Source organism: Sanguibacter sp. Z1732 (genome assembly GCF_051020515.1).
Taxonomy (GTDB): domain Bacteria; phylum Actinomycetota; class Actinomycetes; order Actinomycetales; family Beutenbergiaceae; genus CALKWS01.
In genome coordinates, this window is the sequence record NZ_CP194857.1 from 3,008,684 (window position 1) to 3,031,255 (window position 22,572).

General features: G+C 69.0%; 22 protein-coding genes, 1 tRNA gene, 3 pseudogenes and 1 riboswitch. Of the genes and pseudogenes, 17 read left to right on the forward strand and 9 right to left on the reverse strand.

The genetic code is table 11. The features are described 5' to 3' along the window. Positions 1-37 precede the first annotated feature (37 nt). Complete coding sequence (locus ACRRRO_RS15790) at positions 38-2,128, reverse strand: hypothetical protein (protein WP_424795896.1); 2,091 nt, start codon at positions 2,126-2,128, stop codon at positions 38-40. A 321-nt stretch (positions 2,129-2,449) separates the two neighbouring features. Between ACRRRO_RS15790 and rplU the strand changes: the two genes are divergently transcribed. From rplU to ACRRRO_RS15820, 6 genes are all read left to right on the forward strand, one after another. Further along, positions 2,450-2,758, forward strand: coding sequence for a 50S ribosomal protein L21 (gene rplU, locus ACRRRO_RS15795; RefSeq protein ID WP_424795897.1), 309 nt, complete (start codon positions 2,450-2,452; stop codon positions 2,756-2,758). 23 nt (positions 2,759-2,781) lie between these two features. Next, complete coding sequence (rpmA, locus tag ACRRRO_RS15800; RefSeq protein ID WP_424788809.1) at positions 2,782-3,039, forward strand: 50S ribosomal protein L27; 258 nt, start codon at positions 2,782-2,784, stop codon at positions 3,037-3,039. 106 nt (positions 3,040-3,145) lie between these two features. Continuing rightward, entirely contained in the window at positions 3,146-4,633 is a 1,488-nt protein-coding gene (gene obgE, locus ACRRRO_RS15805; protein WP_424795898.1) for a GTPase ObgE, read from the forward strand. Positions 4,634-4,727: 94 nt separating this feature from the next. Beyond that, complete coding sequence (gene proB, locus ACRRRO_RS15810) at positions 4,728-5,873, forward strand: glutamate 5-kinase (RefSeq protein WP_424795899.1); 1,146 nt, start codon at positions 4,728-4,730, stop codon at positions 5,871-5,873. 146 nt (positions 5,874-6,019) lie between these two features. Beyond that, positions 6,020-6,133: riboswitch (SAM riboswitch) on the forward strand. Positions 6,134-6,418: 285 nt separating this feature from the next. Further along, positions 6,419-7,078, forward strand: coding sequence for a hypothetical protein (locus ACRRRO_RS15815; RefSeq protein WP_434080561.1), 660 nt, complete (start codon positions 6,419-6,421; stop codon positions 7,076-7,078). Beyond that, positions 7,041-7,424 (forward strand): hypothetical protein, encoded by a 384-nt coding sequence (locus ACRRRO_RS15820; RefSeq protein ID WP_434081625.1) that lies wholly within the window; start codon positions 7,041-7,043, stop codon positions 7,422-7,424. Before ACRRRO_RS15815 ends, ACRRRO_RS15820 begins: the two co-directional genes overlap by 38 nt. A 162-nt stretch (positions 7,425-7,586) precedes the next feature. On the opposite strand, the pseudogene ACRRRO_RS15825 reads toward ACRRRO_RS15820, so the two are convergent. Next, positions 7,587-7,742: pseudogene (locus tag ACRRRO_RS15825) on the reverse strand (hypothetical protein); the annotation flags it as partial. Between ACRRRO_RS15825 and ACRRRO_RS15830 the strand changes: the two are divergent. From ACRRRO_RS15830 to ACRRRO_RS15865, 8 genes and pseudogenes are all read left to right on the forward strand, one after another. Then, complete coding sequence (locus ACRRRO_RS15830; RefSeq protein WP_424796341.1) at positions 7,705-7,974, forward strand: hypothetical protein; 270 nt, start codon at positions 7,705-7,707, stop codon at positions 7,972-7,974. The pseudogene ACRRRO_RS15825 and the gene ACRRRO_RS15830 sit on opposite strands and share 38 nt — an antisense overlap. After that, positions 7,971-9,264 (forward strand): annotated as a pseudogene (locus tag ACRRRO_RS15835) (glutamate-5-semialdehyde dehydrogenase). The gene ACRRRO_RS15830 and the pseudogene ACRRRO_RS15835 overlap by 4 nt, the downstream one beginning before the upstream one ends. Positions 9,265-9,475: 211 nt before the next feature. Then, the gene (locus ACRRRO_RS15840) at positions 9,476-9,637 is read left to right on the forward strand and encodes a hypothetical protein (RefSeq protein WP_424795902.1); all 162 of its coding nucleotides are present in this window, start codon (positions 9,476-9,478) and stop codon (positions 9,635-9,637) included. 64 nt (positions 9,638-9,701) lie between these two features. Further along, a pseudogene (gene nadD / locus ACRRRO_RS15845) lies at positions 9,702-10,347 on the forward strand (nicotinate-nucleotide adenylyltransferase). Next, entirely contained in the window at positions 10,344-12,116 is a 1,773-nt protein-coding gene (locus tag ACRRRO_RS15850) for a hypothetical protein (RefSeq protein ID WP_424795904.1), read from the forward strand. The pseudogene nadD and the gene ACRRRO_RS15850 overlap by 4 nt, the downstream one beginning before the upstream one ends. A gap of 53 nt (positions 12,117-12,169) precedes the next feature. Beyond that, a complete protein-coding gene (gene rsfS / locus ACRRRO_RS15855) occupies positions 12,170-12,568 on the forward strand; it encodes a ribosome silencing factor (RefSeq protein ID WP_424795905.1) in 399 nt (132 codons plus the stop codon). A gap of 12 nt (positions 12,569-12,580) precedes the next feature. Continuing rightward, complete coding sequence (locus ACRRRO_RS15860; protein ID WP_434081594.1) at positions 12,581-13,213, forward strand: histidine phosphatase family protein; 633 nt, start codon at positions 12,581-12,583, stop codon at positions 13,211-13,213. Positions 13,214-13,239: 26 nt separating this feature from the next. Next, positions 13,240-13,312, forward strand: a tRNA-Ala gene (locus ACRRRO_RS15865). 270 nt (positions 13,313-13,582) lie between these two features. Here ACRRRO_RS15865 and ACRRRO_RS15870 read toward each other — a convergent pair. After that, positions 13,583-14,077 carry an MFS transporter gene (locus tag ACRRRO_RS15870; RefSeq protein ID WP_434080562.1) on the reverse strand — a complete coding sequence of 165 codons (495 nt, stop codon included), beginning with the start codon at positions 14,075-14,077 and terminating at the stop codon, positions 13,583-13,585. A gap of 477 nt (positions 14,078-14,554) precedes the next feature. Further along, positions 14,555-15,043, reverse strand: a complete 489-nt coding sequence (locus ACRRRO_RS15875) for an MFS transporter (protein ID WP_434080563.1) — start codon at positions 15,041-15,043, stop codon at positions 14,555-14,557. Positions 15,044-15,244: 201 nt separating this feature from the next. On the opposite strand from ACRRRO_RS15875, the gene ACRRRO_RS15880 reads away from it, so the two are divergent. Continuing rightward, complete coding sequence (locus ACRRRO_RS15880) at positions 15,245-15,781, forward strand: carboxymuconolactone decarboxylase family protein (RefSeq protein ID WP_424795908.1); 537 nt, start codon at positions 15,245-15,247, stop codon at positions 15,779-15,781. A gap of 67 nt (positions 15,782-15,848) precedes the next feature. Here ACRRRO_RS15880 and ACRRRO_RS15885 read toward each other — a convergent pair whose 3' ends face one another. Together ACRRRO_RS15885 and ACRRRO_RS15890 are read right to left on the reverse strand one after the other, a co-directional pair. Next, complete coding sequence (locus tag ACRRRO_RS15885) at positions 15,849-16,835, reverse strand: sigma-70 family RNA polymerase sigma factor (protein ID WP_424795909.1); 987 nt, start codon at positions 16,833-16,835, stop codon at positions 15,849-15,851. Positions 16,836-16,956: 121 nt separating this feature from the next. Next, a complete protein-coding gene (locus ACRRRO_RS15890; protein WP_434080564.1) occupies positions 16,957-18,258 on the reverse strand; it encodes an MFS transporter in 1,302 nt (433 codons plus the stop codon). Positions 18,259-18,399: 141 nt separating this feature from the next. Here ACRRRO_RS15890 and ACRRRO_RS15895 point away from each other — a divergent pair, with 141 nt between their 5' ends. Continuing rightward, positions 18,400-18,915, forward strand: a complete 516-nt coding sequence (locus tag ACRRRO_RS15895; protein ID WP_424795911.1) for an AAA family ATPase — start codon at positions 18,400-18,402, stop codon at positions 18,913-18,915. Here ACRRRO_RS15895 and ACRRRO_RS15900 read toward each other — a convergent pair. Continuing rightward, positions 18,851-19,567: an NADPH-dependent F420 reductase gene (locus tag ACRRRO_RS15900; RefSeq protein ID WP_424795912.1), complete on the reverse strand. Its 717-nt coding sequence runs from the start codon at positions 19,565-19,567 to the stop codon at positions 18,851-18,853. The two genes, ACRRRO_RS15895 and ACRRRO_RS15900, sit on opposite strands and share 65 nt — an antisense overlap. Before the next feature lie 11 nt (positions 19,568-19,578). Then, a complete protein-coding gene (locus tag ACRRRO_RS15905) occupies positions 19,579-20,574 on the reverse strand; it encodes an alpha/beta fold hydrolase (protein ID WP_424795913.1) in 996 nt (331 codons plus the stop codon). A gap of 87 nt (positions 20,575-20,661) precedes the next feature. On the opposite strand from ACRRRO_RS15905, the gene ACRRRO_RS15910 reads away from it, so the two are divergent. Next, positions 20,662-21,177: a CGNR zinc finger domain-containing protein gene (locus ACRRRO_RS15910; protein ID WP_424795914.1), complete on the forward strand. Its 516-nt coding sequence runs from the start codon at positions 20,662-20,664 to the stop codon at positions 21,175-21,177. A gap of 6 nt (positions 21,178-21,183) precedes the next feature. On the opposite strand, the gene ACRRRO_RS15915 is transcribed toward ACRRRO_RS15910, so the two are convergent. Beyond that, positions 21,184-22,548, reverse strand: a complete 1,365-nt coding sequence (locus ACRRRO_RS15915) for an MFS transporter (RefSeq protein WP_424789278.1) — start codon at positions 22,546-22,548, stop codon at positions 21,184-21,186. Positions 22,549-22,572 lie beyond the last annotated feature (24 nt).

A 22,572-nucleotide genomic window follows, 5' to 3' on the forward strand; every position in this document is an offset into this window, starting at 1 on the left:
GGGACTGACCCACGCCATCGGGTCCGGACTGGCTGGGTTACCGGCCTCTCGAGCCGTTCGTCGTCTTCATGCGCCCCGGCGCGCTCCCACGGGATCGACCCTGTAACCAGGTGCGCGCCACGCGACGGACCACCACCGGGCCACCGGCCAGTAGCGCCACGGTCAGCAGGAACACCTGGTGCGTGGAACCGGAAGCGGCGATGGTGACCAGGAAGACCCCCAGCGCCCACCACATCGGCCACAGCATCGCCCGGGTGTAGGGGCCCCTGGACCGGCGCACGGAGTCGGCACCCCTACCGCTGAACGTGGGTTCGCCCAGCCGGCGCGGTGGTGTGTGCGCATCGGCCAGGTCCAGCCCGGCGCGCCGTGCGAACGCTGCCAGGCCTTCCACGTCCCCGCCGGGGGCCCACTCGGGTGCGGGGAGCACCAGGCGCCACCGCTCCAAGCGATCGGCGAAGGCGAAAGCCCATGTGTGACCTTCGTGTGTGAGGCGCACCAACGTGACCACGCCGAGGTCCTGATCGGAACCGGCGGCGAGCCACGCCTCATGCCCACCGGCTCCGCGCACTCCGATGTTCGCGCCGTCGAAGCGCAACTCTGCCCGCTGGGCGAACTGCCTGGTCGCCTCGGGGGAGCCACCCGGCCTGTACACCGCGACCATCCGTCGCCAGTCGCGGTCCAACAGCCACTGGCCGGCCCACCACGCCCACGGTTCGATCACCGCCAGCATGGCGACCAGCATGCTGATGGTCACCACCCAACCGGCCGAGTCGGACAACGCCAAGCCCAGGCCGGCGATCACGATCGCCGGTGCGGCCAGATACTGCAGCCACGGCTGCAACGGCGAGGCGGGCCCGACCTCGAGCCGGTTCCGCGTGCGGCGCCGGGCGGCCTGCTTCCGGCTCGCAGCCTGCCCCAGGTAGGGCTGCAGGTGCGGGGCAGGACGCAGCAGGTGCACCCCTGGGTGCGGGTCTGGCCCGGTGGGGCCGGACCCAGGGGCGTCGGCAGCGTTGGCAGCAGCCCGTGAGCGGCGCGAGCGTGCGGCGATACTGGGGTGGAGCGGGGGATGGGTTACGCCCCGACGCATCGGTGCCCTGAGCACCGCAGCACCGGCCACGAACCCGCCGGCCTCCAGTGCCCAGACCACCTGGGAGTGCACCGACAACTCAACCGGGGCCAGGGACGTCCATTCGGGTTGGCCGACCACCACGCCGGGCTGGGCCAGCCAATCCGCCACAGCCACCGCACCCAGGGAGTAGCCGTCCGCGCTACAGAAGTGGATCATCCCCAGGTCCTCGAACCGGTCGACCGGCAGATACCTCTGGGCCGGATCGGCCAGGAACTCGGCGGTGCCCGGCGTCGGTGGCGCCACGTGCATGAGGAAGGCGATCGGTTCGGACCCGCCGATCACCTCGTGACCGGCGTCAGTGGTCAGTTCCACCCGGTTCTGCAGGAACATCAACCGGGCGTAGCGGGCCCAGCGGGTCTGCGGGATCGCCCGCGGCGAGGAGCGCAACTCGATCCGGCCCGCAGCCGAGGGCAGCGGTGGCATCCCCGGACGCTCGAAGTCCCACACGGCCGCGGTGAACATCGCGGCAAGATGGAAGGCGGCGTCGGCGCCGTACACGACGCGGCCGGCCAGGTACAGCGCGTGCAGGGTGCCCATCGCTCCGACCTTGGTGCCGGTCAGCGCCCCAGCGGTGACCGCCAGGTGATCGCGCACCGTCACCAGGGTGGCGGCGAAACCGAACACCGGCTCGTCCTGGTGATGGTGCGGCGCCGGCTCGGATGCTACCGGCGCTCCGCCCCGCACCCGTTCCTCACCCCAGGGGGGCGGCGGGTGGCGGCGCACGGTACGCAACTGGTCCCCGTCGATGCGCCAGTTCCGGGCGTGGATCTCGAACTGCTCGAGCTGCCGCCTCAGATTGGTGAACTCCTCGCGGAGTCTGCCCTGCTCGGCCGGGAGGAACTCGATCAGTTCGGACAGGGCCTGCCAGGCCCGTGCCACCCGCTCCCGGGCGTGCACGAAGGGGTCACCGGGAAGTGCCAACAGCAGTTGCGTCGTCGTGCGCGGGTAGTGAGCCGGCAGCACCGGAGGGCGCAGCGGATCCATCGTTGAGTCAGGCATCGCCCGCCAAGATTAGCGCCCGGCAGTGCCGAACCGGCCCCACAGCAAAGGGCAGACCAGCCCATTGCGTGGCGCTGCCCCGTGTGCTGGTGCCCGGTGGGCCCGGAGCGGTGAACCTCACAGTCAGAGGCCCACATCACAGGGCGTGGGGTTTGCTCGCACTGCCCCGTTCGCGTAACCTTGGGCGTCGGTGCCTCGTGCGCCGCAACCCTTCGCATGCGCTGTGATCCTCGTGTGCCCGCCCGCTTCGTGCCGGGGCCGGCTGCAGATATCCAGCCTCGAAGGACCTCAGATGTTGTCCGCGAGAAGGAATGAGCAAACGTGGTGTACGCGATCGTCAAGGCCGGTGGCCGGCAGGAGAAGGTGTCCGTGGGTGACATCGTGGTCGTGGACCGGCTCTCCGGTGGCGCGGGCGACTCCGTGGAACTCACCCCCGTGCTGGTGGTGGACGGCGAGAAGGTGACCACCGACGCCGACGCACTGGCCAAGGTGACAGTCTCCGCCGAGATCGTCCGGGACGAGAAGGGCCCGAAGATCACGATCGGTAAGTACAAGAACAAGACCCGTTATCGCCGTCGGGCCGGTCATCGCCAGAAGTTGACCCGCCTGAAGGTCACCGGCATCGCCTAACACTCCCAGGAAGCAGGTACGTCATGGCAACGAAGAAGGGCGCGAGCTCTACCCGGAACGGCCGCGACTCCAACGCACAGCGGCTGGGAGTCAAGCGGTTCGGTGGGCAGGACGTCAAGGCCGGTGAGATCCTGGTGCGGCAGCGCGGCACCAAGTTCCACCCCGGCATCAACGTGGCTCGCGGTAGGGACGACACCCTCTACGCGCTGTCCGCAGGACAGGTTCAGTTCGGAAGCCGGCGGGGCCGCAAGGTCGTCGACGTCACGCTTGTGGACGCCTGAGATTCGACATCGGCGGGGGCGCACCGGCTAGCGTCGGGGCGCCCCCGCTTTCGTATTCCCAGCCGGTTCCGGCGCCCGATCCACAACCACCGCCAGGAGGGTCGTGATGGCCAGTTTCGTCGACCACGTGATGCTGCACGTTCGCGGCGGTGACGGCGGCAACGGCTGCGTGTCGGTGCACCGGGAGAAGTTCAAGCCTCTGGGGGGCCCAGATGGCGCCAACGGCGGACCTGGCGGTGACGTGATCCTGCGGGTGGACAGCCAGGTCACCACGCTGCTGGACTACCACCACTCTCCGCACCGCCGCGCCGGCAACGGCACCCAGGGGATGGGGGACAACCGCACCGGCAAGAAGGGTGAGCACCTGGTCCTCGCTGTCCCCGACGGCACCGTGGTCAAGACCGCCAAGGGCGAGATCCTGGCCGACCTGGTCGGCCACGGCACCGAGTACGTCGCCGCGGCCGGGGGTAACGGCGGGCTCGGCAATGCCGCCCTGGCCTCGCGCAAACGCAAGGCTCCCGGATTCGCCCTGCTCGGGGAACCCGGGCAGGAGCGGGACCTGGTACTGGAACTCAAGACCGTGGCCGATGTGGCTCTGGTCGGCTTCCCCTCGGCGGGCAAGTCCTCCCTGATCGCGGCGATGAGCGCGGCGCGGCCCAAGATCGCCGACTACCCGTTCACCACTCTGGTACCGAACCTGGGAGTGGTCCAGGCCGGACAGGCCCGGTTCACGATGGCCGACGTGCCCGGGTTGATCCCCGGCGCCTCCCAGGGCAGGGGCTTGGGCCTGGAGTTCCTGCGACACATCGAGCGGTGTGCCGTGATCGTCCATGTGCTGGACTGCGCCACCCTGGAGCCGAACCGGGACCCGATCAGCGATCTGGACGCGATCGAGGCGGAACTGGATGCCTACAGTGCCGACGTCGGAATCGAAGGTGGCCGGGTGCCGCTGGCGCAGCGCCCCCGGTTGGTGGTGCTGAACAAGGTGGACGTGCCCGAGGCCCAGGACCTGGCCGATCTGGTGCGGCCCGACCTGGAGGCCCGTGGCCTGGAGGTGTTCGAGGTCTCCGCGGTAGCGCGCAAGGGCCTTCGGCCGCTGTCCTTCAGACTGGCCGAGATCGTGCAACAGGCCCGCGATGCCGCCCCACCGCCGGAGCCAACCCCGACGGTGCTGCGCCCCCGCGCGGTGGACGAAACCGGGTTCGCTGTCACCCGGCGCAGGAGTGACCACGAGTACTTTCTGATCACCGGAACCAAACCAGAGCGTTGGGTGCGCCAGACCGACTTCGCCAACGATGAGGCCGTGGGTTACCTCGCCGACCGGCTGGCCCGCCTGGGAGTGGAGGAGGCGCTGTTCGAAGCGGGCGCCACCCCGGGTGCGGAGGTCGTGATCGGTGACGGCCCCGAGGGCGTGGTCTTCGACTGGGAGCCGACCATGATGACCGGCCCCGAACTCCTGGGCGCTCGCGGCTCCGACGTGCGTCTGGAGGAGCGGCAGCGGCCTACTCGGGCGGAGAAACGCGAGGAGTTCCACAACCGGATGGACGCCAAGGCTGCCGCTCGCGAGGAGTTGTGGATCGACCGGGAGCAGTGAGGTCACCTCATCGGCGCGCACCGAACGGGGCCCGGGGCGCCCAGTACATGGACGGTCCCGTCCGAATCGTGATCGGGTGCGCCACAATGGTGCCGTGACCAAGACCGTGACGGACCGGCGTGAACTGGGGGACCCCGGTCGCGCCCGACGAGTCGTGGTCAAGATCGGCTCCTCCTCGCTCACCGACGCGGCTGGGCGGCTGGATGTACACAAGCTCACCGCGCTCGTCGAGGTCCTGGCCGGTCGCCGAGCCGCGGGTGGGCAGGTGGTGCTGGTCTCCTCCGGGGCCATCGCCTCAGCGCTGGGCGTCCTCGGGCTCAGCGGCCGGCCCCGGGACCTGGCAACCGCCCAGGCCGCGGCCAGCGTCGGGCAAGGGCTCTTGATGGCGCACTACACGCGCGCGTTCGGTGCCCACGGGCTCACCGTCGGCCAGGTGCTGCTCACCGTGGAGGACGTGGTGCGCCGGGCACATCACCGCAACGTCCAGCGCAACGTCGAACGACTGCTGGCGCTGGGAGTGGTGCCGGTGATCAACGAGAACGACGCCGTGGCCACCCAGGAGATCAAGTTCGGTGACAATGACCGGCTGGCCGCTCTGGTCTCGCACCTGTCCAAAGCCGACGCCCTGGTGCTGCTCACCGACGTCGACGCCCTGTACGATCGCTCGCCCCGGCTGCCCGGTGCCCGGCGGATCGCACGCGTGCGGGACCGACGAGACCTGGAGGGCATCGAGGTCACCGCACGAGGCGGGGCGGTGGGCACCGGGGGCATGGTCTCGAAGTTGGAGTCCGCCGCGATCGCCTCCGGCGCCGGGATCCCGGTGGTGGTGACCGCGGCACACAATGCCGGGGCCGTGTTGTCCGGTGAGGACGTGGGCACCTGGTTCGAGCCGGCCCGACGGCGCACCAATGCCCGGCGGCTGTGGCTGGCCCACGCCGCGCACACCGGAGGTTCGATCAGCGTCGACGAGGGTGCGGTGCAGGCGATCACTGCCGGGAAGAAGTCGCTGCTGGCGGCCGGCGTGGTGGACGTGACGGGGGAGTTCGACGCCGGCGACCCGATCGACGTGCTGGATCCAGCCGGCCGGGTGGTGGCTCGAGGCTTGGCCTCCTACAGCGCTGAGGAACTCCCTGCGCGTCTGGGCCGCACCTCGGTGCAGATGCGGGAGCAGTTCGGCCCGGATAGTGCCCGCGCGGTGGTGCACCGGGATGACCTGGTGGTGCTGGACCGCACCGACTGAGGCCGGCGAGGCGGTCGCATCAGCCGACGGCGCGCTCCGGCGTCTCGGACTGGGACCGCGTCGTGGCGACCGAATGCGCAGCCCTTAGGTAGTTGACACGGCAAGATAGTTGACACGGCAACTATCCGACTCATAGGTTGATCCCAGGTTCAGAGCGTCAGCGCCAAGTCCCGGCTTGCTGACCGGCAACCCCCCGCGCGGCGGGGTGCTCCGGGAGATGACCTGGCCGCGGGCCACATGGCCCCCGGCAAGCGCATCACCGCTCCCCGCGGTGCAGACAGAAGGATGAAGACAGCGATGCACACCGACAGGACCCTTGCGTACCAGCGACGCCACGTCTCCTGTGTGATGTGTGCGATGTGTTGCTGCTTCATGTCGGCCTGAGCCGACACCTCAACCGGCAGCCTCGGGCCCTCTGACGGCCCCTCGGCGCCACCCCTCAGCCGGTCGGTGCGCACCTGAGCCCGATGCGTGACACACCGGGCGTGCGACCCGCGCTGAGGCAGCAATGTTGAGCCCTTTCTTGCACCGAGAGTGAGCACCCCATGTCTGCTGTACCTGCATCTGTGAACGAGACCGCGTCCCTGGTCGGATTGGATCTGTCCAATGCCGGCGCGCCCCGGGACTGGCAGCGCGAGCGCAACGCCGAGACCGAGCAATTCATCATGGGCCGCCTGGCCGGCCTGGCCTCCCTCGCCGACCGGGGCGGGGTGGACCTGATCTCGCTGGATGAGACATTCCGGCTCGGTGGTAAGCGGCGCCGGGACGCCTGGCTGGACGGGGCGCTGGCTACCTCCCGCCTTGCCCGGCACACCACCCGGGCCGCCCTGGTGGCCACAGTTCCGCTGGGCATCACGCGCCCCGAACACGTCGCTGGTGCCATCGCCTCGGTGCACCGGGCCAGTGCCCAGCGCGCGGGCTGGCAGCTCGAGCAGGGCGCCACCGCCCAGGGCACCGGTGCGCGCACGGTGGATGCGGTGCTGGACGCGCCGGTGGCCGCCCCCCGCAAGCGCACCGTGGATGATGTGGTTCGCGAACCGGTCCGTCCACTGGTGGTGGTACCGGTGCGCAACGGTGTGGACGCCGAGCTGGCTGCGGCGCGCGCTGACGTGGCACGGCTGTCGGTGGCAACCCTGGAGGAGGCCCGTGCCGCCCGGGCTGCGATCCGTGAAGCGGCAATCGAGTGGGGCCGGGCACACCGGTGACGTCAAGGTGTTGGTCGATGTGCACACGGTGATCTCCGCCGATCGGGCCAGCGCACAGGCACGCTGGGACCTGCTGTCCTCACTGGAATTGCCTTCCGGGCTGCCGGCTCTGCGCACCATCGGGACCGCCGAGGACCTCGCCACGCTCTGGAACGCGTGGGTCCGGGCCGGCGGAGCCGACGGGTTCACCGTGGTGCCGGCCTCGGTACCCACCGATGTGGTGGCTCTGGCCCAGGACCTGCTGCCGGCGCTGACCGAACTCGGGCTGCGTACGCCGGCGACGGCTCCGGTCACGCCCGCGGCGACGCCTGCTCGCTCCCGGCGTGCCCCGGTGCGGGTGCGATGAGCCGTCCTTCTCAGGCGGTCCGGCCGGCCAGTCGTTCTCGGGCAACAGGTCGCGTAGCGGTGCCGAGCGCCCCGGGCCGAGGATCACCTGGGTGTCGATGTTCGCCGGGTCGATCTGTCGGATGAACTCGCGGCAGCGTCCGCACGGTGAGACCACGTGCAGGGTGCCGGCCTCATCGCGCCACACTGCCACGATCTGGGCGATACGGAACTCTCCGGCCGTCACCATCGCGGCGATAGCGGCGTGTTCGGCGCAGAAGCCGGTTCCGCACGGGGTGTCGATGCACACCCCTGAGTACCGCGCTCCGGCGGCCGTCACCAGGGTGGCTGCGACATCACCCGACTTCCGGTCCTCCGCCTCGCTGGGGTTCAGGTATTCCTGGGCCGAAGCGATCAGGGAGGAGAACGACGCGGTGTCCATAGGCACGATCCTAGAGGGAACCGGTGTGGCAGCCCTCGCCGGTTCCCGTGGCGGACGGGCCCGGATCGACGGCCGCAGCGCACCGGCCGCGGCCTGGGAGCGCGGCGGCGGCGTAGGCTTGGCTGCATGACTCAGACGACGGCGCAGCCCGCTGCGGACGTGACGGCGCAGGTGCAGCAGGTGGCCACCGACGCGAAGGTGGCCGCCCGCGACCTGGCGCGGGCCACCCCGGGCCACCAAGGACGCCGCGCTGCACCGGATGGCCGATGCGTTGGTGGGTGCCTCCGAACGGATCGTGGCTGCCAACGATGTGGACGTGCGCCGGGAGGAGGCCGGCGGGATGAGCCCGGGCCTGCTGGACCGGCTCACCCTGGACGCCGGCCGCGTCGAGGGGATCGCCGAGGCGTTGCGGGACCTGGCCGCCCTGCCGGACCCGGTGGGAGAGGTGTTGCACGGTTCCACGTTGCCCAACGGGTTGCGGGTGCGGCAGGTGCGGGTACCCATGGGCGTGGTGGGCATGATCTACGAGGCACGCCCGAACGTCACAGTCGATGCCGCCGGCCTGGCACTCAAGAGCGGGAACGCGGTGGTGCTGCGCGGGGGTTCGGCCGCCGCGCAGTCCAACCAGGAGATCGTGGCGGTCCTGGGTGAGGCACTGGAGCAGGCCGGCCTGCCCGCTGACCTGGTGCAGTCCATTGACGCCTACGGGCGCGCCGGCGCCCAGGCGCTGATGCGGGCCCGTGGGCTCATCGACGTACTGATCCCCCGCGGCGGGGCCGGACTGATCCAGACGGTGGTGACCGAATCCACGGTGCCGGTGATCGAGACCGGGGTGGGCAACTGCCACCTGTACGTCGATGCCGGCGCGCCGCTGGATCAGGCGCTGTCCCTGTTGCTGAACTCCAAGACCCACCGGTTAGGGGTGTGCAACGCCCTGGAGACCCTGCTGGTCCACGCCGAAGCCGCTGCGGACTTCATGCCCGCGGCCCTTGACGCCCTGGACGGCGCCGGGGTGCGGATCCACGGTGACGAGCGCACCCGCACCCTGGCCCCGGGCAACGTCGAGGTGCTCCCGGCGACCGAGCAGGACTGGTCCACCGAGTACCTCAGCGCCGACCTGGCCGTGGCCGTGGTCGATGACATCGATGCCGCCCTGGAGCACATCCGCACCTACTCCTCCGGGCACACCGACGCCATCTGTACCACCGACACCCGGAGTGTGGCACGGTTCACCACCGAGGTGGATTCAGCCGCCGTGATGGTTAATGCCTCCACCCGGTTCACCGACGGCGCCCAACTCGGCCTCGGCGCGGAGATCGGGATCTCCACCCAGAAACTGCACGCACGCGGACCGATGGGCCTGACCGAGTTGACCACCACCACCTGGGTGGTGGAGGGAGACGGGCACATCCGAACCTGAGCGGCTGACGGTGAGGCGCATCCGCGCAGGCCTGCCCGGACCGCGGCGTGGCCCGGCAGGTGGTCGGCGTCAGCTGGGCGGTAGAGTTGTGTCTCGGATGATCGACGGCGCAGCGCCCCTGGTATGGCGCGCGTCACCGGGGTGGTAGGAACCCGGGCGGGAACGTGCGAAACTGTGGCTGTAGAGCCAGGAACAGAGAGGACCGGAGTCGATGAGCAGTTCGCTGCTGACCTTCACCGCATTGGCCGCTGAGGCATCGAACATGCCCATGCCGCCCGTGGGGTATGGAGTAGTGTCCATCACCATCTTGATGTTCCTGCTCTTGGTGACGCTCGCCTTCCGCTCGGTTGGTACCCGCCAGCGTCACAAGTGAGACTGCCCGATTACACAGTGTCGGAGTTGACGTGAGCACACCCACGCGCACCCGGATCGGGATCATGGGCGGCACGTTCGACCCGATCCACCATGGTCACCTGGTTGCCGCCAGCGAGGTGGCCGACGAGTTCGATCTGGACGAGGTCATCTTCGTGCCCACCGGCGCGCAGCCCTTCAAGTCGGACCGCGACGTGACCCTGGCCGAGCACCGGTACCTGATGACCGTGATCGCTACCGCCTCCAACCCCCGGTTCACGGTCTCGCGGGTCGACATCGACCGCGGCGGGGTGACCTTCACCGTCGATACGTTGCGGGACCTGCACAAGACCTTCCCGGAAGCGGAGTTGTTCTTCATCACCGGCGCCGATGCGCTGGGCCAGATCCTGCAGTGGAAGGACTCCCCGGAACTGTGGGAGTTGGCCCACTTCGTGGGAGTCAGTCACCCGCCCGGGGCACGAACTCAGCGGTCAGGACCTACCCGATGGTGAGTACTCCCTACTGGAGATTCCCGCGATGGCGATTTCCTCGACCGACTGCCGCGCACGGGTCTCGGAGAACAAGCCGGTGTGGTACCTGGTACCCGACGGCGTGGTGCAGTACATCGCCAAGCACGGCCTGTACCGCGACCCAGCCACGTTCCACCGGCCGGAGTTGGGTGTCAGCACTGACGGGAGGGACAGTGACGCGGTGGCGGTGACCTCGGCGTGAACCAGCCTGTCGACCCGAACGAGGACACCACCACGGCCGGTCTGGGGGAGCGACGCCGACGGCGTGAGGCCGAGCGGGCCCGCGCCCGCGCGGCGGGCCGGGCGGAGGAGCGTCCCCTGACACGGCGCGAACGGCGCGCCCGTGATGAGGCGCTGGCCAGCGGTGCCCTGACCTATGGGCCCGACGGTCTGGTACCCACCTCGGAGTTCGAGCGGATCGAGGCCGAGAGCCTGTCGGCCGCCTCGGCCGCCGAACCGGCGAGCGCTGCTTCAGCGGCCTCGGCTACGGATCCGCCGCCCCGCAGCAGACGGGCGCGCCGGGAAGCCGAGCGGGCCGCCACCGCGGCCTCGGCTGTGTCGGCACTGTCCGCGCCGTCGGCGACCGAGCCGCCCGCACAGCCGAAGACAGACCGGACCGAGGAACCGGTGCGTCGACGTGAGCCTGACGGTCCCACAGCCGGGAGCGATCCCGGGCAGACGGCAGCCCAGCGTGAGCCGGAGGAGCCTGCGGCGGGGAGCGTGCCGGAGGAGGCCGCGGCTGACCGGGCTTCGGAGGAGGCCGAGGAGCGGCGTGAGCCGCAGGAGCCTGCGGCCGGGCGTACCTCCGAGGATCAGGAGACCCGGTCCGAGCCCGAGCAACGGGAGGGGAGTCCGGCGATGCCGAGCGCGCCCTCGCCCGACGGCGGCCCGGCGACGGCGCTGATGGTGCCGGTGTCCCGCAAGTCCCTGCGGGACAAGCGAGCCGCGGCGCCGGCACCGCCCACGATGGATGCCCGGCCGGCCGAACGCACCAGTACCGGCCGGCGTCCGGTGGTGCGGCCACCGGCCTCGGTGCGGGCCCGCCGCGGGGTCGACGGATCAGGGGAACTGACGGCCATCCAGCGCGCGGTCCGCGAGGCGAACACCGCGGCCGAGGGCATCGCGGTGGGGGAGCAGGGTGAATCCTCGTCCCCGACCTCCTGGCACTCGGCTGTGGACATCCCGGCGGTCAGTTACGAGGTGAGCCAGCAGACGGTGCGCCCCGGGGCCACCGCCGCTTCCGCGCCGACGGCCCGTTCGGACTCTGACACGGTTTCCGCACCGAGCGGTGACTCCGGTCCTCCCGCAGTTTCCGCACCGAGCGGTGACTCCGGTCCTCCCGCAGTTTCCGCACCGAGCGGTGACTCCGGTCCTCCCGCAGTTTCCGCACCGACGGCTGGCTCCGGTTCGAGCGCGGCTTCCGCGCCCACGACCGACTCCGGTCCCACCGCGGTTTCCGCACCGAGCGCAGACTCCGGACCGGCCGCGGCTTCCGCGCCGACACCGTCCCGAGCGCCCGAGGTGACCTCACCGCAGGAGCCGCACTCGCCGTCGTCGGCCCCTTCGGTAGCCAGCGCCGACACCGAGGACGACGACGGCGCCTTCGACATGACGCCGCGCTGGGAGTCGCTGCAGCGGGCCGCGGCCCTGCGGGCCAGGGCCGACGCCGAGCCGGCGGCACGCCCCACGCCACCGTTGCGCACCTCGGCGATGCGCTCGGCTGAAGTCGGCGAACCTCCGGTACAGCCGGTGGGCCCTGCGGAGGAGGAGGCCCCCGAGGACGAACTCCACGAGGCCGAGGCACGCAAGACGCCCGGCTGGCTGTTCGCGCTGCAGATGCTGGTGTTGGTTCTGGTGATCGCGATCCTCGGGGCGTTGGTGTACCTGTTCGCCACCGGGGACCTGTTCGGGGACGACGACGCCGCTGTCCTCGGACTGTCCGGTTCCGTCCTCTGGTCAACGGGCCGCTGAGGCGGCCCGGGCCGTAGACTGGGTTCGACCAGGGCGTCTACCCGAGGAGAACCGTGCCCGCTGACGAACGAGCCATCGAACTGACCGAGGTGGCCGCACTCGCGGCCGCGAACCTCAAGGCGGAGGAGATCATCGCCCTCGACGTCTCCGAGCGGCTCGTGCTCACCGACGTCTTCGTGGTGGCCTCGGGCAGCAGTGAACGGCAGGTGCGCTCGATCGTCGATGCGGTGGAGGAGGCACTGGCCGACCACGGCGCGAAACCGGTGCGCCGCGAGGGTGTGGCTGAGGCACGCTGGGTGCTGCTGGACTTCGGCGACATCGTCGTGCACATCCAGCACGCCGAGGACCGGGTCTACTACGCGCTGGAACGGCTCTGGAAGGACTGCCCGGTCATCGAACTGCCCGAGCAGGTCCGGGCCGGCGCTCAGGGTGACGGTGCCGGGCAGGCATGAGCGCCACCAATCCTGTTCTGGCGTCACGGCCAGACCGATTACAACGCCCAGGGGCGGCTGCAGGGCCAGGTGGATATCCCTCTGAACGAGGTGGGCCGGGCCCAGGCGCTCGCGGCCGCGCCGGCTTTGAGCCAGATCGAACCCGTCGCGATCATCTCCTCGGACCTGATGCGGGCGCGCGATACCGCCGAGTACCTCGCTGAACGGACCGGGGTGGCGGTGAGCACGGACGCGCGGTTGCGGGAACGCAACTTCGGTGCCTGGGAGGGTCTGACGCACGAGGAGATGCGCGCCGGGTGGGCCGACGCCTTCGCCGTATGGCGTGATGGTGGTCACCCTGCGGGCATCGGGGCCGAGACTCGTTCGGCGCTCGGGCAGCGTGTGGCGCAGGCAGCCGCGGAGGCATCCGCGGGCTACGAGGAAGGCGGGGTGGTCGTGTTGGTGGCCCATGGGGCCGCGATTAGCGCGGGATTAGTGGCTTTGCTGGGCCACGATCCGGAGACCTGGCAGGGCATCACCGGAATCGGCAACTGCCACTGGAGTGTGGTGCGCCCGAACGACGGCGCCGAGCCGGGCTGGCGGATGACCGCGCACAACGCCGGCGGGGGTCTGGTCGATTTTCCCCAAGGGGCCAGGATCGTCTAGAGTATCTCTCGCCTGCACAGGCACCCGGGGCTATGGCGCAGTTGGTAGCGCGCTTCCATGGCATGGAAGAGGTCGGGGGTTCGAATCCCCCTAGCTCCACTCACGTTGACTGAGCGACCGATGTGCGCGTCAAGGTGAATCGCCCCCCGAGACGCATAGTGCTCGCTGCTTTCGTTCGCGCGATTCCAACGGATCCGTCAGTGCGGTGAGGCCGCACGCGATCAGACAGCGCACGATGCTGCGCGTGATAGCGGAACCTCCGACCGTGGCCAGACCGGCGCGAAGGGGGGAACTCTGCTTGATCATGGTTCTGCACTCCTGAGCGTTGAGCCCGGCGGGAGTCGCCTCCCGCCGGGCGAGTGGTTGACGTCAGTTGCCACCTGGCTCGGCGCTGCCCGCCCCGGCGGGCTCTGGCTCGCCGGCAGCGGCCGACATACGCAGTGTGACGAACGCCAGGATTGCCCCGGCCAGGGCGATCCCAGCCGCACCGATGAATGCCGCCGAGAAGCCGTTCGTCAGCGCGGAGGCGTTGCCGAGTCGATCTGCCCCGTACACGGCGGCTACCGCTGTCATCGCAGCCAGACCGAGGGCGGAACCGACTTGGTAACTGGTGTTGACGATGCCTGCGGCCAGTCCGCCTTCCTCCGGTCGGGCTGAGGAGATCGCCGTTCCCAACGAGGGGATGAAGGCCAGCGACATACCGAGCGCCGCCACCAACGATGCCGGCAGGACGTCTGCCCAGTAGTTGCCATCCGGTCGAATTTGCGACAGCCAGCCAAGTCCGACGGCGAGGGTCAGTAGTCCGGCCACGATGGGGACCTTGGGACCGAACTTGCCTATTACGCGCGGTGCCAGCACGATCATGCCGAGCGAGCATGATCAGGCCTGTCATCGGCAGTAGTGCCGCGCCGGACGGGAATGCGGTGTATTCGAGAACCTGCTGCAGGTAGAGGTTGAGGAAGAACCACATCGGGATCCACGCTCCACCCAGCAGCACCTGAGCGAGGTTGGCGGCACCGAGGTTGGGGGTGCGGAAGATCGAAAGTCGCATCAGCGGCTCGCGGCGGACACCCTGAGAGATCACGAACGCCACCAGTAGCACGGCGGCGATACTCAACGCGATCCAGGTCTCACCAGAGCCCCAGCCTGCCTCGGGCGCACGGACGATTCCGTAGACCGCGGCGGCCAGGCCGAGCGTGACGGTGAGGGCGCCGAAGACGTCCACCGATCCCCGGGAACCCAAGGAACCGCCCGGCATCAGGACCCGGTTACCGATCAGGGCGATGATGGCGATGGGGATGTTGATGTAGAAGACCCAGGGCCACGAGATGTACTCGGTGATCACGCCGCCCAGGAACACGCCGGCAGTACCCGGCCGGCGTGTGCCGCCCCGTACAACGCGAGAGCCTTGGTGAGTTCCTTGGGGTTAGCCCCGAAGATCATCATCAGCAAGGTCAGCGCAGATGGGGCGATGAGTGCGGCACCCACACCCTGGATGGCGCGACCGGTCAGTTCGACGCCGACACTGCCGGCGAGGCCCGCGACGAGCGAACCGGCGAGTAGGACGAACCATCCGGTGCCGAATATGCGACGGGCGCCGAAGAGGTCCGCCAGCCGGCCGCCGAGCAACAGCAGCCCGCCCAGGGCGATGACATAGGCGTTGAATACCCAGGACAGGTTGTGTTGGGTGAATCCCAGGTCGGCCTGCATGCGTGGCAGGGCAACGCCGATGATCGAGGTGTCCATGATGACCATGAACTGTGCGGTGGCAATCAGAGCCAGAGCCCACCATCTGGTGGTGCTCCGCTGATTCTTGACTGTAGTAGTCATGGTGTACTCCATACGGGTAGGGGGTATGGGTAATTCGATCGAGCCTGCTGGTATTCCCAGGCTTCGGATTCGGGCTTGGCCCCCGTCCACCGCCGGCACTAGGCACTTGATTTATACCCCAGGGGGGTATAGCGTGCACTGGATCCCGGGCTCATCGGCGCGGGACCAGTGCCACCGGAAGGACAACTAAGGAGCACGCTCATGCCTCGACTCACCCGTCTCGCCCCCGACACGGCGGTTGGCGCAGCCCGCGACCTGTTGGGCGACCTCGTATCCCGGCACGGCCGAGTCAGCGACATGGTTGCCACCATGGCGCACTCGCCAGCAGTCCTGGGTGGCTACCTGCAGTTGAGCCGCGCGATGAAGAGAGCCAAGCTCGACAGGAAGATCAGTGAGCGGATCTCGATCGCAATCCAGGAACAGCAAGGATGCGACCTGTGCCTCGAAGCGCACATCGACGCCGCGCGCGGGCTCGGCGTCGACGACCACGAGATCGAACGCGCCCGCGCCGGGACATCGGAAGATCCCGCGATTGCCGCCATCATCGAACTCGGGCTGCAGGTCTACCGCGAGCCGACCGCCATCACCGATGAACAGATCGAGCGTCTCCGTGGCGCCGGTTACCGTGATCGGGAGATCGCCGATGTCGTCGGCGTCGTCTCCCTCAACGTCCTGACCGGCGCATTCAACCTGGTCGCTGGTTTGAAACCGGGCGTTGTGACCGAGTCCACGTACTGACCCCGCGCCGCCTGATCCATCGTCGGCACTGACCAGGAGGGAGCCATCCCGGCGGTCCGGGGCTGTCTCAGTTCGGCACTTTCGTCTCCGGAAGGCCGAACCGGCCGAAGAGGCGTAGGTCGAAGAACGCGACGACGTGTGAGATCCGGGCCGGGGTCAGGGTGAGGACCTGCAGGTTGAACGCACGGTGGACACCCCGCTCGTCCGGGAGGTAGAGGCCGAAGGCGGGTTGCCCGTTGGCCTTGGTGGGCACGAGCAGGTGATCACCCGACCGGCGGGCGGGGCTCTGCGCAGCGACCATCCGCCCGATCGTGGAGGCGCCGTGGAACCAGGCCGGATAGGGCGGCATCTCCCAGACGGCATCAGCGGCCAGGGTCGCGACGAGTCCGTCGATGTCGTTGGCGTGCATCGCGGTGACGTAGCGGTCGAGAAGTTCGCGCTGGTGTGGGGTGGGTGGCTCGGTGACCTGATCCTCGTCGACCCGATCATGATCGAGTTGGGCACGGGCACGTTGCAACAGACTGTTCACCGCGGCTGGGGTGGTCTCCAGCATGGCCGCAACCTCGGCTGCGCTGAACATGAGCACCTCGCGCAGCACCAGGACGGCGCGCTGGCGCGGGGGAAGGCGCTGCAACGCGGCGATGAACGCCAGCCTGACGCTGTGACGTTGCGTCACTTCGGCGAGGGGATCCTCGGCGGCCGAGGCGCCGAGCATGGTGTCCGGAAGAGGTTCCAGCCACGGAATCTCGGGCCATTGCCCCAGTTGCGCTGTGGGGTCTTGTGCTGGGCCACCCAGGGCGGAGGGCAGGGCGCGACGCCCGCGGTTCTCCAGGGCGCGTAGGCAGGTGTTGGTCGCGATCCGATACAACCAGGTACGGATCGATGAGCGTTCCTCGAAACCGGCGTAGCCGCGCCAGGCGCGCAGGTAGGTCTCCTGGACGGCGTCGTCGGCATCGTGGATGGAGCCCAGCATCCGATAACTGTGGGCGAGCAGTTCGGACCGGTATGGGCGGGTCCGGCGATCGAAGTCATGGCCGAGTTCTTGCGTACTCACGAAGTCCACATCCTTTCCCCGGTGCTCTGCTCCTGCTGCGGCCGAAGCAGGAGCACGGCGAGCAGGGCACCGAGTGCTGCGACGCCAGCCAGCACGGCCAGAGCGAACTGGATCCCCTCGGTCAGCGCAACGACTGGTGCCTCGATGGCGGATGCGCGTGTCGCGTAACCGATGGCGGCCGCCGAGGCCAGTGCCGCACCGATCGTGGTCCCGAGCGCGAAGGAGGTCTCCTCGAGGCCCGCTGCAGCCCGGCGTCGTGCTCGGCGACGTCGGCCAAGGCGGCAATCTGACCGGCGACGAATGCCGCACCCATACCGGCACCGAATATCACCAAGCCGCCGAGCAGGTCTTCGACGAGGCCGCCCTCGGGCCGCAGACGAGCCAGGAGTACGCACGCGACCGACAACAGGGCCATACCCTCGCCAGCTACTTTCCGGAACCCGGACCGGGTGACCAGGTGCTGCCCGACCAGGACGCCGAGGACCGAGGTGACGGTCATGATCGCCATCGTCAGTCCGAACTGTAGTGCGGAGAAGCCCAGGACCTGCTGGGCGTACAGCGTCACGACGATCAGTAGACCATCGACCGAGACACCGGCGATCACGATCACCAGGTTGCCACCGACCAGGGTGCGTCCGGCGAAGATCCGCATCGGCACCAGCGGCGCCGGGCTGCGTTGCTCCACGACCACGAACAGCACTGCCGCGATGGCGGCGCCGGTACCGAGAACCGCGGCAGGAAGGTCGACCCCGTGCTCGGTGATCCTGAACAGTCCCAGGAGCAGCAGCACCAGCGCACTGGTGGCCACGATCGAGCCAGGCAGATCGAGCCGCTGGTTGTTCCGAGGACTCTCGGGCAGCAGGATCGGGCACAGCACCAACACCATCAGGCACACCGGGACATTGGTGTAGAAGACCCAGGCCCAGCCCACCCAGTCGGTCAGCACACCGCCCAGCAGGAGCCCAGCCGAAGCCCCCGTCCCGCCCAGACCGCCCCAGATGCCCAGGGCCCGATGTCGCTCCCGGCCATTGGGGAAGGCGTTCATCAGGATCGACAACCCCGCCGGGGTCATCACCGCCGCGCCAGCGCCCTGGAGCACCCTGGCGGCGATCAGGAGTTCACTGGTGGCAGCCAGTCCGCATGCCAGGGAGGCCGCCGCGAACACTGCGACCGCGACCATGAACACCATCCGCCGGCCCAGACGGTCGGCCAGCCGCCCTCCCAACAGCAACAGGCCGCCGATAGCGGCTCCATAAGCGGTGATCACCCACTGGACCTCCGCTGGAGTGAACCCGAGGTCGCGTGCGATCGCGGGCAGGGCTGCGTACACGCTCGTGGAATCCAGCACCCCCATGAACATCGCCATACACACAACGGCTAGCACCCACCAGCGCCGTACCGTCTTCACTTCCGTGCGAACCATCGGGCATCCTCCACAGACCATCGGTGTCACAGAGGTAGATACCTGTCCACCGGCAGACTCATCGGTACGCCAGAAATGGCACCTCGATCGCATCCTCGGGTGCGAGCCGGTCGTGCGGGAGGCGCTCGTAGGGTCGGGACTGTGGTCAAGGTCGTGTTCATGTGCGGTCCGGCCGGGTCGGGCAAGTCCACCGTCGCCGGCCGGCTCGAGGCCGAGGGCATGTCCAGACTGTCGTTCGATCAGGAGGCGTGGCGACGGGGCATCCCCTCGATGCCTCTACCACCGGACGTTCACGCCGAGATCGAGAGCGAACTGCGCGACCGGCTCATCCAGCTGGTGACCGACGGCAGCGACGTGGTGCTGGACTACTCGTTCTGGTCGCGCCGCACCCGAGATGAGTACCGCGACCTGCTGCGACCGCTCGGGGTCGAGCCCGAAACCATCTACGTGGCGACTCCGCGCGAGGTCGCCCTGGAGCGGATCCGCGCGCGCAGGCTCGCCCACGGTGACGACTGCACGCTGAGCGACGAGCGGGCCGCGTCGTACTTCGATCACTTCGAGCCACCCACCGACGACGAAGGCCCGCTGACCGTCATCCGGCAGGGCTCCTGGACGATGACGGCCGAGTGCGCTCGGCGCGCTGCAGGTTGCGGATGAGTTCCTCCCGGGACTGTCCATCGAAGGATGCCTGCCACATCGGTGTGCCAGGGGTGCTGCGCCACGACTCGTTCAGGGGGCTGTTATCGACCGTGTCGAACCCGAGGCGATCGTAGAAACCTCTCACGAGTTCGACCGCCTCGGGGTAGTTGCTCGAGACGACAAGGGCGGAGCGATCTGGCGCTCCGGCTGGGCGGGCGAGGCGCACCAGCGCGGGCGCCTCATCGCCCGGTACCCGCACCTGGTCACGCCCGTGAAACTGGATGTGGCTGAGCGCCTTCGCGAGTTTCGCAGCAGGCAGTTGCTCCTGCCGCAGTTCGTGCACGGTCCTGGTGCCGGCATCAACAGCCGAGAAGGTGCCATCCCGCCAGGGCATGTAGTTGTTGTTGTCGAGCACGACCTTCCCGGCCAACTCCTCCGCGGGAAGTGCGTGGCCGGGAACGTAGGGGAAGGCAAGGGCAGCGAAGTCGGCCGCCGCAGCGGCGTCGGCGGCCCATGTGGCACGGGCGCGTGGACCGAGAGAACGCGCTAGATCCGCAATCGTCTGGGGCGAACGCGAGTTGGCGATCAGGACGCTATAGCCTGCTTCGATCGCCGAGCGGGCAAGGGTAGCGCCGGCTTGCCCGGCGCCGAGGATGCCAATGGTGGTCACTTGCGTTCTCCTTACGAAAGGTCCGCACCGGCGTGTTCCGACTCCCGCGCGACCGGGATCGCAGTTGCGCCCGGGTGATCGAGTCCCGCACCGCGGCCCTGGCGAACTGGTCCTGAGCCCTCCTGCGCCAGGTCGGCGCCACGGGTCAGTGTCCGCGCGAGGAAGCCGCGGATCAGTGCGGTGACCTCGTCCAGGGCCGATTCCAGCAGGAAGTGTCCGCCGGGCAGCAACTCGATCTGGGCGTCAGGAAGGTCCCTGGCGAACGCTCTGGCCCCCTCGGGCCGGAAGATCTCATCGCCACGTCCCCATACCGCCAGCAACGGGACCTGGGAGGAACGAAAGTACTCCTGCACCGCCGGATACAGCGGTGGGTTGGTGGCGTAGTCGCGGAACAGGCGCAGTTGGATCAAGTCGTTTCCCGGCCTGGACACCAGGGCGTGATCATGTACCCAGGTCAGCGGATCCACCAGGGTCGGATCGGCCTCACCGTTCAGGTACTGCCACTTGATCGCCTCGAGCGTCTGTGCTTCCCGGGCCGCGGCCTCGGTCTGCTTGTTCTGATCCGTCGTGTACTCCCACAGTCCGGCCCAGAACTCCTCGACGAAACCCTCCTGGTAGGCGTTGCCGCTCTGGCTGACGATCGCCGTGATCGCCGACGGGTTCGCCAACGCGAGCCGCCAACCGATCGGGGCCCCGTAGTCCATGACGTACATGGCGTACTCGGTGATGCCCAGGTCCTCGAGCAGTTTGGCCGTGATGGCGGCCAGCGCGTCGAAGGTGTAGTCGAACTCCTCCACGCTGGGAGCATCGGAGAACCCGAAGCCAAGGTGATCCGGCGCCACCACCCGGTACTCGTCGGCGAGGCGGGGAATGAGGTGGCGGAACATGTGCGAACTCGTCGGGTAGCCGTGCAGCAGCACAACGGGTGGGGCATCGCGGTGGCCGGCCTCGCGGTAGAAGATCCGGTACCCATCGACTTCAGCGAACCGGTGGTGGACAGCGACCATAGTACTAACCCTCTCAATTGCGCTTAGGTGGTTAGGGCACTCAAGCAGTCGAGTGCTAACCTGTCAAACTCGATTAAGGTGGTTAGCATGGAGATCGTGACGCGCGTTGATGAGGACCTGCTGCTGGATTTGCTGAACACCACCCCCGTGGTGGATGGCGTGCGGGTCGACGAGTTCGGGAGCCTCCCGCAGGCGCAGGACTGGGCCGTGGCCCGGGGAGGCGTCGGCACCGCCGCAGAGGCCGAGCAGTTGCGCCGCGTACGCGACGCCATCCAGGCAGTCTCCCGCGGGGATTCACCCGCGCAGGCTCTCCAGGCGGATCTGGGCCAGGTCAGACTCCATCCGCAGTTGTCCGAGAGCGGCCTGAGCTGGCACCTACGCGTCCCTGCCGACCAGGTGCTCGCCGCCCGGGCGATGCTCGCCTGGGCCTCGATCCATGCGCGCAGCCCGGAGCGGCTGCGACCCTGTGCCAACCCCGAGTGCTGCCGGTTCCTGCTGGATCGCAGCAACGCCAACACCGCCCGGTGGTGTTCGATGGCGCTGTGCGGGAACCGCTCCAAGGTCCGGCGCCATTACCGGCGCAACCGCGCCACGGAGGAGTGAGCGTTGCTACCGGGAATTATCGATGACCTGCGCCGTTGCGGCCCACGGCCGGCAGGCCAGCGCGCACCCGATCAGGGCCACCACGCAGAGGGCGAGCAGGATCCGGTAATCCATCACCAGGATGATCCCCGCACCGGCCACCGTGGCCGCGGTCTGAGGCGCATTGAAGACCATATTCATTGCCGCGCTCGCCCGGCCCTGGATGCCCGGAGGGGTGACCCGGATCCGGTAGTTCGACGCCCCGACCACGAACCAGGGGATGCCGAGCCCGGAGGTGGCAAGGGTGAGGCTTATCAGCAGCAGACCGAAGGCGCCATCGGCGGGCACGATCGTGATGATCGCCAGGGAGCCGACCAACCCACCGCTGAGCACGCCCAGCCCCGCGCCGACCAGGCGGCGCTCCCCGATGCGTTTGAGGATCGCGGCGCTCGTGGCCCCACCGATCACCGCGCCCACACCCTGGACGGTGACGACGATGCCCAGCGCCTGGGAGCCCACCCCCAGCCCCTGCTCGAGGATAGGGAAGACCAGCACATTCAGAAATCCCGTGATGCCCACCGCGATCCCGAGCACGATGGTGATCAGGCGCAGGGTGGGGTCGCCCCAGAGCACGCCGAAACCAGCGCCGAGTTGTCGCAACGCCCCGGGAGCATCGGTGGCCTGCGGTGCTGGCGACTCTTTCAGGCGTACCGTGGTCAGCACAGCGGCGGTGACCAGGAAGCAGGTCGCGGTCAGGACCACGACGGCATGCGGGCCGGTCAGGACGAACAGGCCGGTGCCCAGCAGCGGACTGATCAGCCGCAGGCCCTGGTCGATCGTGGTGAACAGTCCGTTCGCGCCGGGCAGTTCGTCATCGCTGAGCATGTCGCGAAGCAGTCCGGACTGGGCAGCCGAGGTCAGGTAGGCGGCCAGACCGTAGCAGAACGTGACCGCGTAAATCAGCCACAAGCCGGAGGCGTCCTGCACCGTGAGCAGACTGGTCACGACCAGGCCGACGCCCACGTTGGTGGCGATCAGCAGCCGGCGCCGCGAGACGCGATCGGCCAGTTGTCCAGCCAGGGGGGCGAGAAGAGCGGGCAACCCGAGTGCTGCGAAGACCAGCCCGGCGGCGCTGTCGGAGCCGGTGAGTTCCCGCACCCAGATGGCCAGGACCAGGAACAGGGCACTGTCCCCGATGTTCGTGCTGACCCAGGCCAGGGTCAGTCGCCGGAAGGACTGGTGGCGCATCGCCAGCGGTAGTCGCTCGCGCAGCGACGGCTTCACCGGGGGGTGCTGACCAGGCGTGGGCGAAGCCGGTTGGATGCCGATCGGGGGATCGGCGACGGCGGTCGGAGCCTCGGTCTCGGCGTCATCCGGGCGTGGGGTACTCATGGATCGGTGTCCTCATCCTCGGGG

What these genes read in the sequence shown, in the direction of transcription:
- ACRRRO_RS15875 (WP_434080563.1), bottom strand. Translation starts at nt 15,043, where the DNA reads ATGACTACTACAGTCAAGAATCAGCGGAGCACCACCAGATGGTGGGCT.
- ACRRRO_RS15890 (WP_434080564.1), bottom strand. Translation starts at nt 18,258, where the DNA reads ATGGTTCGCACGGAAGTGAAGACGGTACGGCGCTGGTGGGTGCTAGCC.
- ACRRRO_RS15915 (WP_424789278.1), bottom strand. Translation starts at nt 22,548, where the DNA reads ATGAGTACCCCACGCCCGGATGACGCCGAGACCGAGGCTCCGACCGCC.
- ACRRRO_RS15880 (WP_424795908.1), top strand. Translation starts at nt 15,245, where the DNA reads ATGCCTCGACTCACCCGTCTCGCCCCCGACACGGCGGTTGGCGCAGCC.
- rpmA (WP_424788809.1), top strand. Translation starts at nt 2,782, where the DNA reads ATGGCAACGAAGAAGGGCGCGAGCTCTACCCGGAACGGCCGCGACTCC.
- ACRRRO_RS15790 (WP_424795896.1), bottom strand. Translation starts at nt 2,128, where the DNA reads ATGCCTGACTCAACGATGGATCCGCTGCGCCCTCCGGTGCTGCCGGCT.
- ACRRRO_RS15910 (WP_424795914.1), top strand. Translation starts at nt 20,662, where the DNA reads ATGGAGATCGTGACGCGCGTTGATGAGGACCTGCTGCTGGATTTGCTG.
- ACRRRO_RS15830 (WP_424796341.1), top strand. Translation starts at nt 7,705, where the DNA reads ATGCACACCCCTGAGTACCGCGCTCCGGCGGCCGTCACCAGGGTGGCT.
- ACRRRO_RS15870 (WP_434080562.1), bottom strand. Translation starts at nt 14,077, where the DNA reads ATGATCGTGCTGGCACCGCGCGTAATAGGCAAGTTCGGTCCCAAGGTC.
- obgE (WP_424795898.1), top strand. Translation starts at nt 3,146, where the DNA reads ATGGCCAGTTTCGTCGACCACGTGATGCTGCACGTTCGCGGCGGTGAC.
- ACRRRO_RS15905 (WP_424795913.1), bottom strand. Translation starts at nt 20,574, where the DNA reads ATGGTCGCTGTCCACCACCGGTTCGCTGAAGTCGATGGGTACCGGATC.
- ACRRRO_RS15815 (WP_434080561.1), top strand. Translation starts at nt 6,419, where the DNA reads ATGTCTGCTGTACCTGCATCTGTGAACGAGACCGCGTCCCTGGTCGGA.
- ACRRRO_RS15840 (WP_424795902.1), top strand. Translation starts at nt 9,476, where the DNA reads ATGAGCAGTTCGCTGCTGACCTTCACCGCATTGGCCGCTGAGGCATCG.